The organism is Enterobacter sp. UPMP2061 (genome assembly GCF_053709615.1).
Genome location: NZ_JBSKJP010000007.1, coordinates 26,817 through 40,451 on the forward strand (window position 1 = coordinate 26,817; position 13,635 = coordinate 40,451).

A 13,635-nucleotide genomic window follows, 5' to 3' on the forward strand; every position below is an offset into this window, starting at 1 on the left:
GCTACCCCCATCAGGCGTTATCGCCACCAGGCTCGGTGCCGCCGAAACGACGCTCTCGATTGGCAAAGGCATGCAGCGCACCTTCAAAGTCTTGTTCATCAAAATCTGGCCAAAGAACATCCGTAAAGTAAAGTTCGGCGTAGGCAATTTGCCACAGCAAAAAGTTACTTATGCGATGTTCCCCCCCTGTCCTTATAACCAAATCCACGGGTGCCAGTTCATTCATGCAGATTTGCTGACTCAGCGCCTCTTCATCAATCTGGTCGGGTCTTAACAGCCCTTCCTGAACCTGCTCAGCCAAATGCCGAACCCCCTGGATAATATCCCAGCGTCCGCCGTAATTCGCCGCGATATTGAGCGTCAGGCCGGTATTATTTTCCGTCAGCGCTTCTGCTTTGCGAATCCGTTCCTGCAAACGTGAGTTAAAGCGACTGGTTTCGCCAATAATACGCAAGCGGACGTTGTGGCGGTGCAGGCTTTTTACTTCACTATCGAGCGCCCACACGAACAGTTCCATCAACGCAGTCACTTCCTGCGCAGGTCGATTCCAGTTCTCACTGCTAAAAGCATAGAGCGTTAACGCATCAATGCCGTTATTGGCGGCAAAAGAGACGGCGCGGCGAACAGATTTCGCCCCAGCTTTATGCCCAAAGGCTCGTATCTTCCCTTGTCTTTTCGCCCAGCGGCCATTGCCATCCATGATGATTGCAACATGGCGACAGCCATGTGCTGGCAAGTTTTCGCTTATTGGTTGATTCGCAGACAACATAACGCGTTTTTAGTCCCTGAAAGGATTTAACGGTACACAGGAATACTGAAGCCTATACATAAAAAAGCCGTGTCAAACCACGGCTTACCTGACCACTTAAAGCCAAATACCTGCGATCAGGTGGCGCAGACTATATCACTGAAGCCCAACGCTAACAAATAGCACGACGACTAGTGCTTGCTTTATCACCAGCTTGCGAGACGTGTCACCTGTTTACGCGCAACAATGCGTGCCTGTTCATCCACGGCCAGCACCTCTTCCACGCTCTGCGGCTCACGCAAATCCATTATCTCCAGCACGGATAAATTCAACGCGGCGATGTCAGTAAAGCGGATCTGCTGATTCAGGAATGCTTCAACGGTCACTTCATTGGCTGCATTAAGCGCCGTTGTCGCCGCCTGCCCCTGATCGAAGGCCGTCATCGCCAGTTTCAGGCAGGGATAACGGTCGTAATCAGGCTCGCTAAACGTCAGTGAACTCAGCTTACAAAAATCGAGAGGCTTAACGCCCGATTTTACGCGGTTTGGCCACGCCATCGTATGAGCAATAGGCGTACGCATATCCGGTTCGCCCAGTTGGGCCAGCACGCTGCCGTCCTGATAGCGCACCATCGAGTGAATCACCGACTGCGGGTGGATCAGCACTTCCATCTGTTTCGCCGACGCATTGAACAGCCAGCGAGCTTCAATGTATTCCAGACCTTTGTTCATCATGGTGGCCGAATCGACGGAGATCTTACGCCCCATTGACCAGTTCGGATGACGACACGCCTGATCCGGCGTCATTGCGCTCAATTCAGACAGTGGCGTTTCACGGAACGGGCCACCAGACCCGGTAAGCAGAATCGACACAACGCCATTCTGCTCCAGGTCAGCGTACCCCAGGTTTTGTTGAAAAGGTTGAGGCAAACTCTGAAAAATCGCGTTGTGTTCGCTATCGACCGGCAAAAGACGCGCCCCACGCTGTTTTACCGCTTCCATAAAGAGGCGTCCGCAGGTGACGAGCGACTCTTTGTTCGCAAGCAGGACATCTTTACCCGCATCAATAGCGGCAAGCGTCGGCAGAAGACCCGCCGCCCCGACGATTGCCGCCATGACCTGATCAACTTCATCAAGCGCGGCCATATCGCAAGCCGCCTGTTGCCCGCTGAGTACCTCGGTACGGCAGCCCTTCTCCTGCAACAGCGCTTTCACCTGGCGGGCGCTCTCTTCGTCATCCATCACCGCAAATCGGGGGGTAAACTCCAGGCACTGTTCGACCATTCGCTGCACGTTTTTTCCGGCCACAAGCGCGGCCACGGTGTAGCTGTCAGGATTATGACGTACAACGTCGAGAGTGCTGCAACCGATAGAGCCGGTCGAGCCGAGGAGAGTGAGATGCTTCATGAGATGCCCAAAAGTTAGACCAGATAAAAGCAAAACGCCGCCAGCAAGACTCAATGTCCTTCTGAACGGCGTTTATCAGTGTACAGCGAAAATCAGAACTGCATCAGTTCCGCTTCTTTTTCTGCCAGCGCCGCATCAATTTTCTTGATGGCCGCGTCGGTCATTTTCTGAATGTCGTCCTGAGAACGACGATCGTCGTCTTCGCTGATCTCTTTTTCTTTCAGCAGGGCTTTCACTTTATCGTTCGCATCGCGACGCACGTTACGTACGGAAACACGACCCTGCTCAGCTTCACCACGAACTACTTTGATCAGGTCTTTACGACGCTCTTCCGTCAGCGGAGGCAGTGGAACGCGAATATCCGCGCCGGCTGAGCTTGGGTTCAGACCCAGGTCAGATGCCATGATCGCTTTTTCAACGGCCGGGCTCATTGAGCGGTCGAACACGTTGATTTTCAGGGTACGGGTATCTTCTACCGTCACGCTCGCCAGCTGACGCAGAGGCGTTGGCGTACCGTAATATTCTACGATGATGCCATCCAGCAGGCTTGGGGAAGCACGGCCAGTACGGATTTTGCTGATTTGGTTTTTGAACGCTTCTACGCATTTTTCCATGCGTACTTCAGCATCTTTTCTGATGTCGTTAATCACGTTACGGATCCTTGAAAACTTGTCTCAGGCAGACTATCCGCCAGCACAGCGCTACAGGTGTGCTAAGTATAGTCGCGTTTAATTCATGACAACGCCAAAGGCGCGCCCGGGTAAGATACCACGTCGAAATAAAGCGGAATCTTACCTGTATTTATCGCCGACGGAAATTATTCCGTGATCAAAGTGCCTTCTTTTTCGCCCATAACAACGCGACGCAGCGCGCCAGGCTTGTTCATGTTGAAGACACGGATCGGTAGTTTGTGGTCACGAGCCAGCGTAAAGGCGGCAAGATCCATCACTTTCAGCTCTTTTTCCAGCACTTCGCTGTAGGTCAGCTGATCGTACATGGTCGCTGAAGGATCTTTTGCCGGGTCGGCAGTAAACACGCCATCTACTTTGGTCGCTTTCAGCACCACATCGGCTTCGATTTCGATACCGCGCAGGCAGGCTGCGGAATCGGTGGTAAAGAACGGGTTACCCGTACCGGCGGAGAGGATCACCACGCGGTTGTTGCGCAGCAGGCTGATGGCCTCTGCCCAGCTGTAGTTATCGCATACGCCATTCAAAGGAATAGCGGACATCAGACGAGCGTTCACATAGGCGCGATGAAGCGCATCACGCATCGCCAGGCCATTCATCACGGTTGCCAGCATACCCATGTGGTCGCCCACTACGCGGTTCATCCCCGCTTTCGCCAGACCAGCACCACGGAAAAGGTTGCCACCGCCAATGACCACGCCAACCTGAATACCCAGTTCGACCAGTTCTTTGATTTCCTGTGCCATGCGATCAAGGATGCTTGCGTCAATACCGAAGCCTTCCGATCCTTGCAGCGCTTCGCCACTCAGCTTAAGCAGAATGCGTTTGTACACGGGTTTTGCATTGGTAGCCATGTTTCTTTCCTGAGACTGTCAACGATTAAGATGGGGTTAATTCTGGCGACATGATATGTCGCAAATCAGCACAGCGATACTGGAGCCTGTCTGATTTCGTGAGACGGGTGACAAAAAGAAGCCGCCCTCAGGCGGCTCCTTTTCAATCATTAAGACTGCTTGGACATTGCAGCAACTTCTGCTGCGAAGTCAGTCTCAACTTTCTCGATGCCTTCGCCCACTTCGAAGCGGATGAAGCCAGTTACATCAGCGTTGTGCTCTTTCAGCAGCTGAGCAACAGACTTGCTTGGATCCATTACGAAAGGCTGGCCAGTCAGAGAAACTTCGCCAGTGAATTTCTTCATGCGGCCTTCAACCATTTTCTCTGCGATTTCTTTTGGCTTACCAGACTGCATCGCGATGTCCAGCTGAACCTGGTACTCTTTCTCTACCACTTCAGCAGACACGTCTTCTGGCTTAACGAATTCTGGTTTGCTTGCAGCGATGTGCATTGCCAGCTGTTTAACCAGCTCTTCGTCAGCGCCTTTAGCCGCAACCAGAACACCGATACGCGCGCCGTGCTGGTAAGAGCCCAGAACATCGCCTTCCAGGGAAGAAACGCGACGGATGTTGATGTTCTCACCGATTTTAGCAACCAGCGCTACACGCTCTTCTTCGAACTGTGCTTTCAGAACTTCAACGTCAGTGATTTTGCCTGCAACCGCTGCGTCCAGAACTTTGTTAGCAAATGCCTGGAAACCAGCATCTTTAGCAACGAAGTCAGTCTGGCAGTTAACTTCCAGAATGATGCCGTAGTTGCCGTCGATTTTGGTGATGATCACGCCGTCAGCAGCAACGTTGCCTGCTTTCTTAGCTGCTTTGATCGCACCGGATTTACGCATGTTTTCGATTGCCAGCTCGATGTCGCCGTTCGCTTCGGTCAGCGCTTTTTTGCAATCCATCATGCCTGCGCCAGTACGCTCACGCAGCTCTTTTACCAGGGATGCGGTAATTTCAGCCATTCTTAAATCCTCGGGAGATGTGAACTGCCCGGCCGGGAGCCAAACAGTATAAATTGAAAAAAGGGGCCGATAATGGGCCCCTATTCATACACGGTACTAATAAGGGGTAAAACCTTATTATTCAGCTTCTACGAAGCTTTCTTCCGCCTGAGAAGCCAGATCCTGGGAACGGCCTTCACGAACGGTAGCAGCTACAGCGCTCAGGTACAGGCTAACAGCACGGATTGCGTCGTCGTTACCCGGGATAACGAAGTCAACACCGTCCGGATCGGAGTTGGTATCAACGATAGCGAATACCGGGATACCCAGGTTGTTAGCTTCTTTGATTGCGATGTGCTCGTGGTCTGCATCGATTACGAACAGCGCGTCTGGCAGGCCGCCCATATCTTTGATACCGCCCAGGCTGTTTTCCAGCTTGTCCAGTTCACGAGTACGCATCAGCGCTTCTTTCTTAGTCAGCTTATCGAAAGTACCGTCCTGAGACTGGGTTTCCAGATCTTTCAGGCGCTTGATGGACTGACGAACAGTTTTCCAGTTGGTCAGCATGCCGCCCAACCAGCGATGGTTCACGAAGAACTGGTCGCAGCTGTTAGCAGCATCTTTCACAGCTTCGCTTGCAGCGCGCTTAGTACCAACGAACAGAATCTTACCTTTACGGGAAGAGATCTTGTTCAGCTCAGCCAGGGCTTCGTTGAACATTGGTACAGTCTTCTCAAGGTTGATGATGTGAACTTTGTTACGTGCGCCGAAGATGAAAGGCTTCATTTTCGGGTTCCAGTAACGGGTCTGGTGACCGAAGTGAACACCAGCCTTGAGCATGTCGCGCATGGAAACAGTTGCCATGTTTAAAACCTCTATATTGAAAGTTGGGGTTATGCCTCCACGTATCCCATATTACCGACCCCGAAGGGCACCCCGGAATATGTGCCGATACGTGTGTGTTGTTACACAAAGTGAGATTTGTCGCTCCCGTCCAGCCTGTGTATCTGAGATGGATCGGAAGTCCGGCGCGCTTTATATCACAAAACACGGCCAGAAACCAATAATTGTTGGCGGAGTGTGCTGTTAATGATTCTCAATTTGGCACGGGGTGCGCCTGACTGATACCATTGACAACACTTACACTAGTATTGTCGAAAAAATCGACACCGATGGACAGATTACATGGCTATCTCTATTAAGACACCTGAAGAAATTGAAAAGATGCGCGTCGCCGGTCGTCTGGCCGCGGACGTGCTGGAAATGATCGAGCCGTTTGTGAAGCCGGGCGTCAGCACTGGCGAACTGGATCGCATCTGTAACGACTATATCGTCAACGAGCAGCACGCGGTCTCCGCCTGCCTTGGCTATCACGGTTTCCCGAAATCCGTCTGCATCTCTATTAATGAAGTGGTTTGCCACGGCATTCCGGATGACGAGAAGCTGCTGAAAGATGGCGACATCGTCAACATCGACGTGACCGTGATTAAAGACGAGTACCACGGCGACACTTCTAAGATGTTCATCGTTGGCAAGCCAACGATTCTGGGCGAGCGTCTGTGCAAAGTGACGCAAGAGAGCCTCTACCTGGCGCTGAAAATGGTGAAGCCGGGCATCCGCCTGCGCACCATCGGCGCCGCAATCCAGAAATTTGTGGAAGCGGAAGGTTTCTCCGTGGTGCGCGAATATTGCGGTCACGGTATTGGTCGTGTGTTCCATGAAGAACCGCAGGTTCTGCACTACGATGCAGACGACGGCGGCGTAGTGCTGCAAAAGGGCATGACCTTCACTATCGAACCAATGGTCAACGCGGGTGATTACCGCATCCGTACCATGAAAGATGGCTGGACGGTAAAAACCAAAGACAGAAGCTTGTCTGCCCAGTACGAGCATACTATTGTGGTTACAGACAACGGCTGCGAAATTATGACGTTGCGCAAGGATGACACCATCCCGGCGATACTGACGAACATTGAGTGATAAGAAGCCGGCGAATGCCGGCTTTTTTAATGGCGATAGCTTTTTCTAATGGGTGGCGCACGATGAGTAATCTCTTACCCGAACAGTATGCTAATACAGCACTTCCCACCCTCCCCGACCAGCCTGATAACCCGGGCGTCTGGCCACCGCATGAGCTGACCTGCGCGCATATCAAAGCCCACATGGAGGTTTTCCATCGCTGGCTGGGTAACGCATTTGACGCAGGCGTTTCGGCCGAGCAGCTCATTGAAGCGCGCACCGAATTTATCGACCAGCTCCTGCAACGTCTGTGGATCGACTACGGTTTCGGACAGGTGAGCGACGTCGCGCTGGTTGCGGTCGGCGGCTATGGCCGGGGTGAACTGCATCCGCTCTCTGATATCGACCTGCTGATCTTAAGCCGTAAAAAACTGCCGGACGATCGGGCGCAGAAAATCGGTGAACTGTTGACCCTGCTCTGGGACGTAAAGCTGGAAGTGGGCCACAGCGTACGCACGCTGGAAGAGTGTCTGCTGGAAGGGTTATCTGACCTGACCGTCGCCACCAACCTGATTGAAACCCGCCTGCTGATTGGCGACGTTGCGCTGTTCCTCGAACTGCAAAAGCACATCTTTAGCGACGGCTTCTGGCCTTCGGAAAAATTCTTCGCCGCGAAAGTCGAAGAACAAAACCAGCGCCACCAGCGCTATCACGGTACCAGCTATAATCTCGAACCGGATATTAAAAGCAGCCCCGGTGGCCTGCGCGATATCCACACGCTGCAATGGGTCGCCCGTCGACATTTTGGAGCAACATCGCTGGACGAAATGGTCGGGTTTGGTTTTCTGACCGAAGCCGAACGTAACGAACTCAATGAGTGTCTGCATCTGCTGTGGCGCATCCGTTTTGCCCTGCACCTGGAAGTCACCCGCTACGATAACCGCCTGCTGTTTGACCGACAGCTCAGCGTGGCGCAGCGCCTGAATTACCAGGGCGAGGGCAACGAGCCGGTCGAGCAAATGATGAAGGATTTCTTCCGCGTCACCCGCCGCGTCTCTGAGCTAAACCAGATGCTGTTACAGCTGTTCGATGAGGCGATCCTCGCGCTGACGGCAGACGAAAAACCGCGTCCGATTGATGACGAATTTCAGCTGCGCGGCACGCTTATCGATCTACGCGACGAAACGTTGTTCATTCGCGAACCGGAAGCGATCCTGCGAATGTTCTACACCATGGTGCGCAACAGCACGATCACCGGGATCTACTCCACCACCCTGCGTCATCTGCGCCATGCACGGCGTCATCTGAAGCAGCCGCTGTGTTACATCCCGGAGGCGCGCTCGCTGTTCCTGAGCATGCTTCGTCATCCGGGCGCCGTCAGCCGCGGTCTGCTGCCGATGCACCGTCACAGCGTATTGTGGGCCTATATGCCCCAGTGGTCGCATATTGTCGGGCAGATGCAGTTCGACCTGTTTCACGCCTATACGGTAGATGAGCACACGATCCGCGTCATGCTGAAGCTGGAAAGCTTCGCTAAAGAAGAGACGCGATCCCGCCATCCGCTGTGCGTTGATCTGTGGCCACGTCTGGCGCACCCGGAGCTGATCCTGATCGCCGCCCTGTTCCATGATATCGCCAAAGGTCGCGGCGGCGACCACTCCGTACTCGGTGCCCAGGACGTGCTGAAATTTGCCGAGCTGCACGGCCTGAACTCGCGTGAAACGCAGCTTATCGCCTGGCTGGTTCGCCATCATCTGCTGATGTCAGTTACCGCTCAGCGTCGTGATATTCAGGATCCGGAAGTGATCAAGCAGTTCGCCGAGGAAGTGCAAACGGAGAACCGCCTGCGCTACCTGGTCTGCCTGACGGTAGCCGATATCTGCGCCACCAACGAAACCCTGTGGAACAGCTGGAAGCAGAGCCTGCTGCGCGAACTCTACTTCGCCACCGAAAAACAGCTGCGTCGCGGGATGCAGAACACCCCCGACATGCGCGAGCGTGTGCGCCACCATCAGTTGCAGGCGCTGGCTCTGCTGCGCATGGATAACATCAACGAAGAGGCGCTGCATCAGATTTGGGCGCGCTGTCGCGCCAACTACTTTGTGCGCCACAGCCCAAACCAGCTTGCCTGGCACGCCCGGCATCTGCTGAAGCACGACCTGACAAAACCGATGATTCTGCTCAGCCCGCAGGCCACGCGCGGCGGGACAGAGATCTTTATCTGGAGTCCGGACCGGCCTTATTTGTTTGCAGCGGTCTGTGCCGAGCTGGACAGGCGTAACCTGAGCGTTCACGACGCGCAGATTTTTACCACCCGCGACGGCATGGCGATGGACACCTTTATTGTGCTGGAGCCGGACGGCAGCCCGCTGTCGTCGGACAGGCATGAGGGGATACGCTTTGGCCTCGAGCAGGCGATTACGCAGCGCAGCTGGCAACCTCCGCAGCCGCGTCGTCAGGCGGCAAAACTGCGCCACTTTACCGTCGATACCGAGGTCAATTTCCTGCCGACCCATACCGACCGTAAATCGTTCCTTGAGCTGATTGCGCTCGACCAGCCAGGGCTCCTCGCCCGCGTCGGCCAGGTTTTTGCCGATCTGGGAATTTCGCTTCACGGCGCCCGAATTACAACCATTGGCGAACGAGTAGAAGATTTATTTATAATCGCGACGGCCGACCGGTGTGCCCTTAATAATGACCTGCAACTTGAAGTGCAACAACGGTTGACAGCAGCCCTCAATCCAAACGATAAAGGGTGACGTGTTTTTTAGTGAAATGGAAAGAGTAAACAATGCAGCAGTTACAGAACGTTATTGAGTCCGCTTTTGAGCGTCGCGCCGACATCACTCCGGCAAATGTGGATACCGTGACCCGTGAAGCGGTAAACCAGGTTATTTCCCTGCTGGATTCCGGCGCGCTGCGCGTGGCAGAAAAAATCGACGGTCAGTGGGTTACTCATCAATGGCTGAAGAAAGCTGTGCTGCTCTCTTTCCGCATCAACGATAACCAGGTTATCGACGGAGCAGAAAGCCGCTACTTCGATAAAGTGCCAATGAAATTTGCGGATTACGACGAAGCGCGCTTCCAGAAAGAGGGCTTCCGCGTAGTACCTCCGGCGGCCGTTCGTCAGGGTGCCTTCATCGCACGCAACACCGTGCTGATGCCATCCTACGTGAACATCGGCGCCTACGTTGACGAAGGCACCATGGTGGACACCTGGGCTACTGTCGGCTCCTGCGCGCAGATCGGTAAAAACGTTCACCTGTCCGGCGGTGTGGGCATCGGTGGCGTTCTTGAGCCACTTCAGGCTAACCCAACCATCATCGAAGACAACTGCTTCATCGGCGCACGTTCCGAAGTGGTTGAAGGCGTGATCGTCGAAGAAGGTTCTGTGATCTCCATGGGCGTTTATATTGGCCAGAGCACCCGTATTTACGATCGCGAAACCGGTGAAATTCACTACGGCCGCGTTCCAGCCGGTTCCGTTGTGGTTTCCGGCAACCTGCCGTCTAAAGATGGCAAATACAGCCTGTATTGCGCGGTCATCGTGAAAAAAGTGGACGCGAAAACGCGCGGTAAAGTGGGCATCAATGAACTGCTGCGCACCATCGATTAATCGGGTATAACAAAAAGCGGGGGCAACCCCGCTTTTTTTATATCCGAAGGTGGCGAAAATAGATTTTTTCGTTAATTATTCATAGGTTATGTTGAGATCAAGGGTACCGCTATGTACGATAATCTGAAAAGTCTGGGCATTACCAATCCTGATGAAATTGATCGTTATAGTCTCCGCCAGGAAGCCAATAACGATATTTTGAAAATCTATTTTCACAAGGACAAAGGAGAGTTCTTCGCCAAAAGCGTGAAGTTTAAATACCCTCGCCAGCGTAAGACCGTTGTCGCTGACGGTATCGGTCAGGGATATAAAGAAGTACAGGAAATCAGCCCTAACCTGCGCTACGTGATCGACGAACTCGATCAAATCTGCCAGCGCGATCGCAGCGAAGTCGATCTGAAACGTAAGATCCTTGACGACCTGCGTCACCTGGAAAGCGTAGTCACCAATAAGATCAGCGAGATTGAAGCGGATCTTGAGAAATTGACGCGTAACAAATGAGCCGTTTTATTGCCCGGTGGCGCTTCGCTTACCGGGCCTATGAACGCATGTAGGCCGGGTAAGGCGAAGCCGCCACCCGGCAAACAGCATCATCTCTGTTCATCCAGCTGCAACGCCACATACAGCAGTAGCCGGTCGTCAAAATTCCCTAAATCCAGCCCCGTCAGTTCCGAGATCCGGTTTAGCCTATACTCCAGCGTATTACGGTGAATAAACAGCGCTTTTGACGTTGCCAGCGGCTGCACGTTATGCCGGAACCACGCCTGCAACGTGCGGCGCAGCAGCCCGTTGTTGTCCATTGCTTTCAGACGCACCAGCGGACGCGCCAGCTCGTTGGCCTGCCAGCCGCCGCGCAGGCTGTCGAGCAGGACCGGCAGCATCAGATCCTGATAGAAATAACTGCGGCTCTCCGGCATGCGCTGTTTACCCACCATCATGGTGGTGCGCGCCGTTCGCCATGAACGAGCGATGCTTCCCGGCCCGGTAAAGTAATTTCCCAGCGCGACGCGAAAACGGAGCTGTCCGTTCTCCTTCATACGCTCGATGAGCAGCTCAACGCGGCGACGATGATCTTCCGCGTCCCAGCGACCAAACTGATTAAGCGCAGGCTTGAGCACCACCATTTCCGTCAAAGAGACAATCGCCACCAGGTTGTTACGCTCCGGCGTCGCCAGCATGTTTTGCAGCTGCTGTAGCTCCACCATGGCGCTGTCCACACCAAGCTGGCCGCTATCCACCTCAATAACGGCGACTACGCGCGGCTGATTCAGGTCGATACCCAGACGCTGCGCCCATTCGCTCAGGGCAGGCGTGTGCTCCTCCGCCTGAATCAAATTCATCACCAGCTCTTCACGCAGGCGGCTGTCCTGGGCGAGCAGATGCATCAGACGCGACTGCTCCAGCATCATCTCCGCCGTCATGCAGACCAGCTCGCCGTATTTACGCAGCGATTCAGGATCGCCTGTCAGACCGATAACGCCAACAATCTCTCCTTCCAGACGCAGCGGCAGGTTGATCCCCTGACGGACCCCGTGCAGATGTTTCGCCACGGCGTCATCGATATCGACCACGCGCCCCTGAGAGAGCACCAGCAACGCCCCTTCGTGCAATTCCCCAATACGCTCACGATCGCCGCTGCCGATAATGCGCCCGCGGGCATCCATTACGTTGATATTGGTATCAATGATGCGCATGGTTCGCGCCACGATATCCTGCGCCATTTTGGTATCAAGATGCCAGCCAGCCATATAACCCTCCCGTGAGCAGAGCTCAAGCATAGGGAAGTTCAGCTAAGGCTGCATTGTGCAGATGCCCAAAGGCAGAGAGAGATGTATGGAGTTGTGGGAAAGGTCACAGAAAAGAGAAAGCCCCTGCGAACAGGGGCTTAAGAAGATTATTGCATCAGGAGATAAATAGAGGTATCACCACGCTGAATATTCAGTGCCAGCACAGAAGGCTTGCTGTCGAGAATTTTGCGCAGTTCAGCGATGTTTTTCACCGGCTGCTGGTTAGCGCCCATGATCACATCACCTTTTTTCAGGCCGATACGGGCAGCAGGTGAGTTCGCTTTCACGTTGTTCACCACCACGCCTTTATCTGCCCCTTTGTTGCTCATCTCGGCACCTTCAATACCGCTGAAGATGGTACTGGAATCGACCTGATTCTGACTGCTTTGTTGCAGTTCCAGGCTCACGTTAACCGGCTTACCTTCACGCAGCAGGCCGAGGGTCACTTTACTGCCGATTGGCATAGAACCCACTTCCGCACGCAGGGCGGCAAAGCTGCTGATCGGCTTACCGTTCAAAGAGGTGATGACGTCACCCGCTTTAATGCCGGCTTTCGCCGCCGAAGAGTTCGGCATGACCTGGCTTACGAATGCGCCGCGCTGAGCGTCCACTTTCATCGCTTTCGCCAGCTCGGAGTTCAGTTCGGTACCCATGATCCCCAGCTCACCGCGTTTCACCTGTCCATATTGCACCATCTGCGCAGTCAGGTTTTTCACCATATTGCTCGGGATAGCAAAGCCGATACCGATGTTGCCACCGTCCGGTGCCAGGATAGCGGTGTTGATACCGATCAGCTCACCGTTCAGGTTAACCAGCGCACCGCCGGAGTTACCACGGTTAATGGCCGCATCCGTCTGAATGAAGTTTTCATAGTTTTCCGCATTCAGGCCGCTACGTCCCAGCGCAGAGACGATACCCGAGGTCACGGTTTCGCCCAGACCAAATGGGTTACCGATGGCGACGGTGTAGTCACCCACGCGCAGCGCGTCAGAGTCGGCAAGCTTAATCGCCGTCAGGTTCTTCGGATCCTGAATCTGAATCAGCGCGATATCAGAGCGCGGATCTTTACCGACCACTTTGGCATCGAATTTACGGCCATCGCTCATCTGCACCTTAATGGTGTTAGCATTATCTACCACGTGGTTATTGGTCACCACGTAGCCTTTCGCTGCATCAATAATCACGCCCGAGCCGAGTGCCATGAATTTCTGCTGCTGGCCGCCGCCCTGACCGTCATCCCCTGCGCCGCCGCCCTGACAGAACGGAGAACTCTGGAATGGCGAACCGTCCTGGCAGAATGGCGAATTATCGCCGAAGAACTGCTGGAAATTACGCGGCATACGCGGCGTATTGACGGTCGTGCTGCCCTCAACGTTAATACTCACCACCGATGGCATCACTTTTTCGAGCATCGGGGCCAGGCTTGGCATCTGCTGCGCAGTCGCTGCCGAGGAAGCTGTCTCGGCCGCCATCGCCAGAGGGGATAGCGCTAAACCTAAACTCAGAGCCAGTGCACTCATTGCTAATGTGGTTTTTTTCATGTTTCTCAATCTCGATTTACCAGATAACGCAAAATTGCTGTGTAACTCAGATTCG

At 54.0% G+C, this 13,635-nt stretch carries 12 protein-coding genes; 4 read left to right on the forward strand and 8 right to left on the reverse strand.

Annotated elements, in window-relative coordinates; genetic code table 11:
• Positions 1 to 10: 10 nt before the first annotated feature.
• From ispU to rpsB, 6 genes are all read right to left on the reverse strand, one after another.
• Entirely contained in the window at positions 11 to 769 is a 759-nt protein-coding gene (gene ispU, locus ACWKXX_RS14645) for a (2E,6E)-farnesyl-diphosphate-specific ditrans,polycis-undecaprenyl-diphosphate synthase (RefSeq protein WP_003856176.1), read from the reverse strand.
• Between the two features lie 185 nt (positions 770 to 954).
• Positions 955 to 2,154: a 1-deoxy-D-xylulose-5-phosphate reductoisomerase gene (gene ispC, locus ACWKXX_RS14650; RefSeq protein WP_015572723.1), complete on the reverse strand. Its 1,200-nt coding sequence runs from the start codon at positions 2,152 to 2,154 to the stop codon at positions 955 to 957.
• Positions 2,155 to 2,246: 92 nt separating this feature from the next.
• A complete protein-coding gene (frr, locus tag ACWKXX_RS14655; RefSeq protein WP_017383739.1) occupies positions 2,247 to 2,804 on the reverse strand; it encodes a ribosome recycling factor in 558 nt (185 codons plus the stop codon).
• A gap of 167 nt (positions 2,805 to 2,971) precedes the next feature.
• Entirely contained in the window at positions 2,972 to 3,697 is a 726-nt protein-coding gene (gene pyrH, locus ACWKXX_RS14660) for a UMP kinase (protein ID WP_002889306.1), read from the reverse strand.
• A gap of 149 nt (positions 3,698 to 3,846) precedes the next feature.
• Positions 3,847 to 4,698 (reverse strand): translation elongation factor Ts, encoded by an 852-nt coding sequence (tsf, locus tag ACWKXX_RS14665; RefSeq protein ID WP_015572722.1) that lies wholly within the window; start codon positions 4,696 to 4,698, stop codon positions 3,847 to 3,849.
• Between the two features lie 117 nt (positions 4,699 to 4,815).
• A complete protein-coding gene (gene rpsB / locus ACWKXX_RS14670; protein ID WP_003856207.1) occupies positions 4,816 to 5,541 on the reverse strand; it encodes a 30S ribosomal protein S2 in 726 nt (241 codons plus the stop codon).
• A gap of 321 nt (positions 5,542 to 5,862) precedes the next feature.
• On the opposite strand from rpsB, the gene map reads away from it, so the two are divergent.
• The 4 genes from map to ACWKXX_RS14690 all read left to right on the forward strand — a co-directional run bounded on the left by map (position 5,863) and on the right by ACWKXX_RS14690 (position 10,753).
• The gene (gene map / locus ACWKXX_RS14675) at positions 5,863 to 6,657 is read left to right on the forward strand and encodes a type I methionyl aminopeptidase (protein WP_015572721.1); all 795 of its coding nucleotides are present in this window, start codon (positions 5,863 to 5,865) and stop codon (positions 6,655 to 6,657) included.
• 62 nt (positions 6,658 to 6,719) lie between these two features.
• A complete protein-coding gene (gene glnD, locus ACWKXX_RS14680; RefSeq protein ID WP_261666432.1) occupies positions 6,720 to 9,395 on the forward strand; it encodes a bifunctional uridylyltransferase/uridylyl-removing protein GlnD in 2,676 nt (891 codons plus the stop codon).
• Between the two features lie 32 nt (positions 9,396 to 9,427).
• On the forward strand, positions 9,428 to 10,252 hold the full coding sequence (dapD, locus tag ACWKXX_RS14685) for a 2,3,4,5-tetrahydropyridine-2,6-dicarboxylate N-succinyltransferase (RefSeq protein WP_003856214.1): 825 nt from the start codon (positions 9,428 to 9,430) through the stop codon (positions 10,250 to 10,252).
• Between the two features lie 111 nt (positions 10,253 to 10,363).
• Positions 10,364 to 10,753: a DUF3461 family protein gene (locus ACWKXX_RS14690; protein ID WP_015572719.1), complete on the forward strand. Its 390-nt coding sequence runs from the start codon at positions 10,364 to 10,366 to the stop codon at positions 10,751 to 10,753.
• An 89-nt stretch (positions 10,754 to 10,842) separates the two neighbouring features.
• Here the strand turns inward: ACWKXX_RS14690 and ACWKXX_RS14695 are convergent, their stop codons facing one another.
• Both ACWKXX_RS14695 and degP read right to left on the reverse strand, forming a co-directional pair.
• Positions 10,843 to 12,000, reverse strand: coding sequence for a CdaR family transcriptional regulator (locus tag ACWKXX_RS14695; protein ID WP_003856217.1), 1,158 nt, complete (start codon positions 11,998 to 12,000; stop codon positions 10,843 to 10,845).
• 146 nt (positions 12,001 to 12,146) lie between these two features.
• A complete protein-coding gene (gene degP, locus ACWKXX_RS14700; protein ID WP_015572718.1) occupies positions 12,147 to 13,580 on the reverse strand; it encodes a serine endoprotease DegP in 1,434 nt (477 codons plus the stop codon).
• Positions 13,581 to 13,635: the final 55 nt, after the last annotated feature.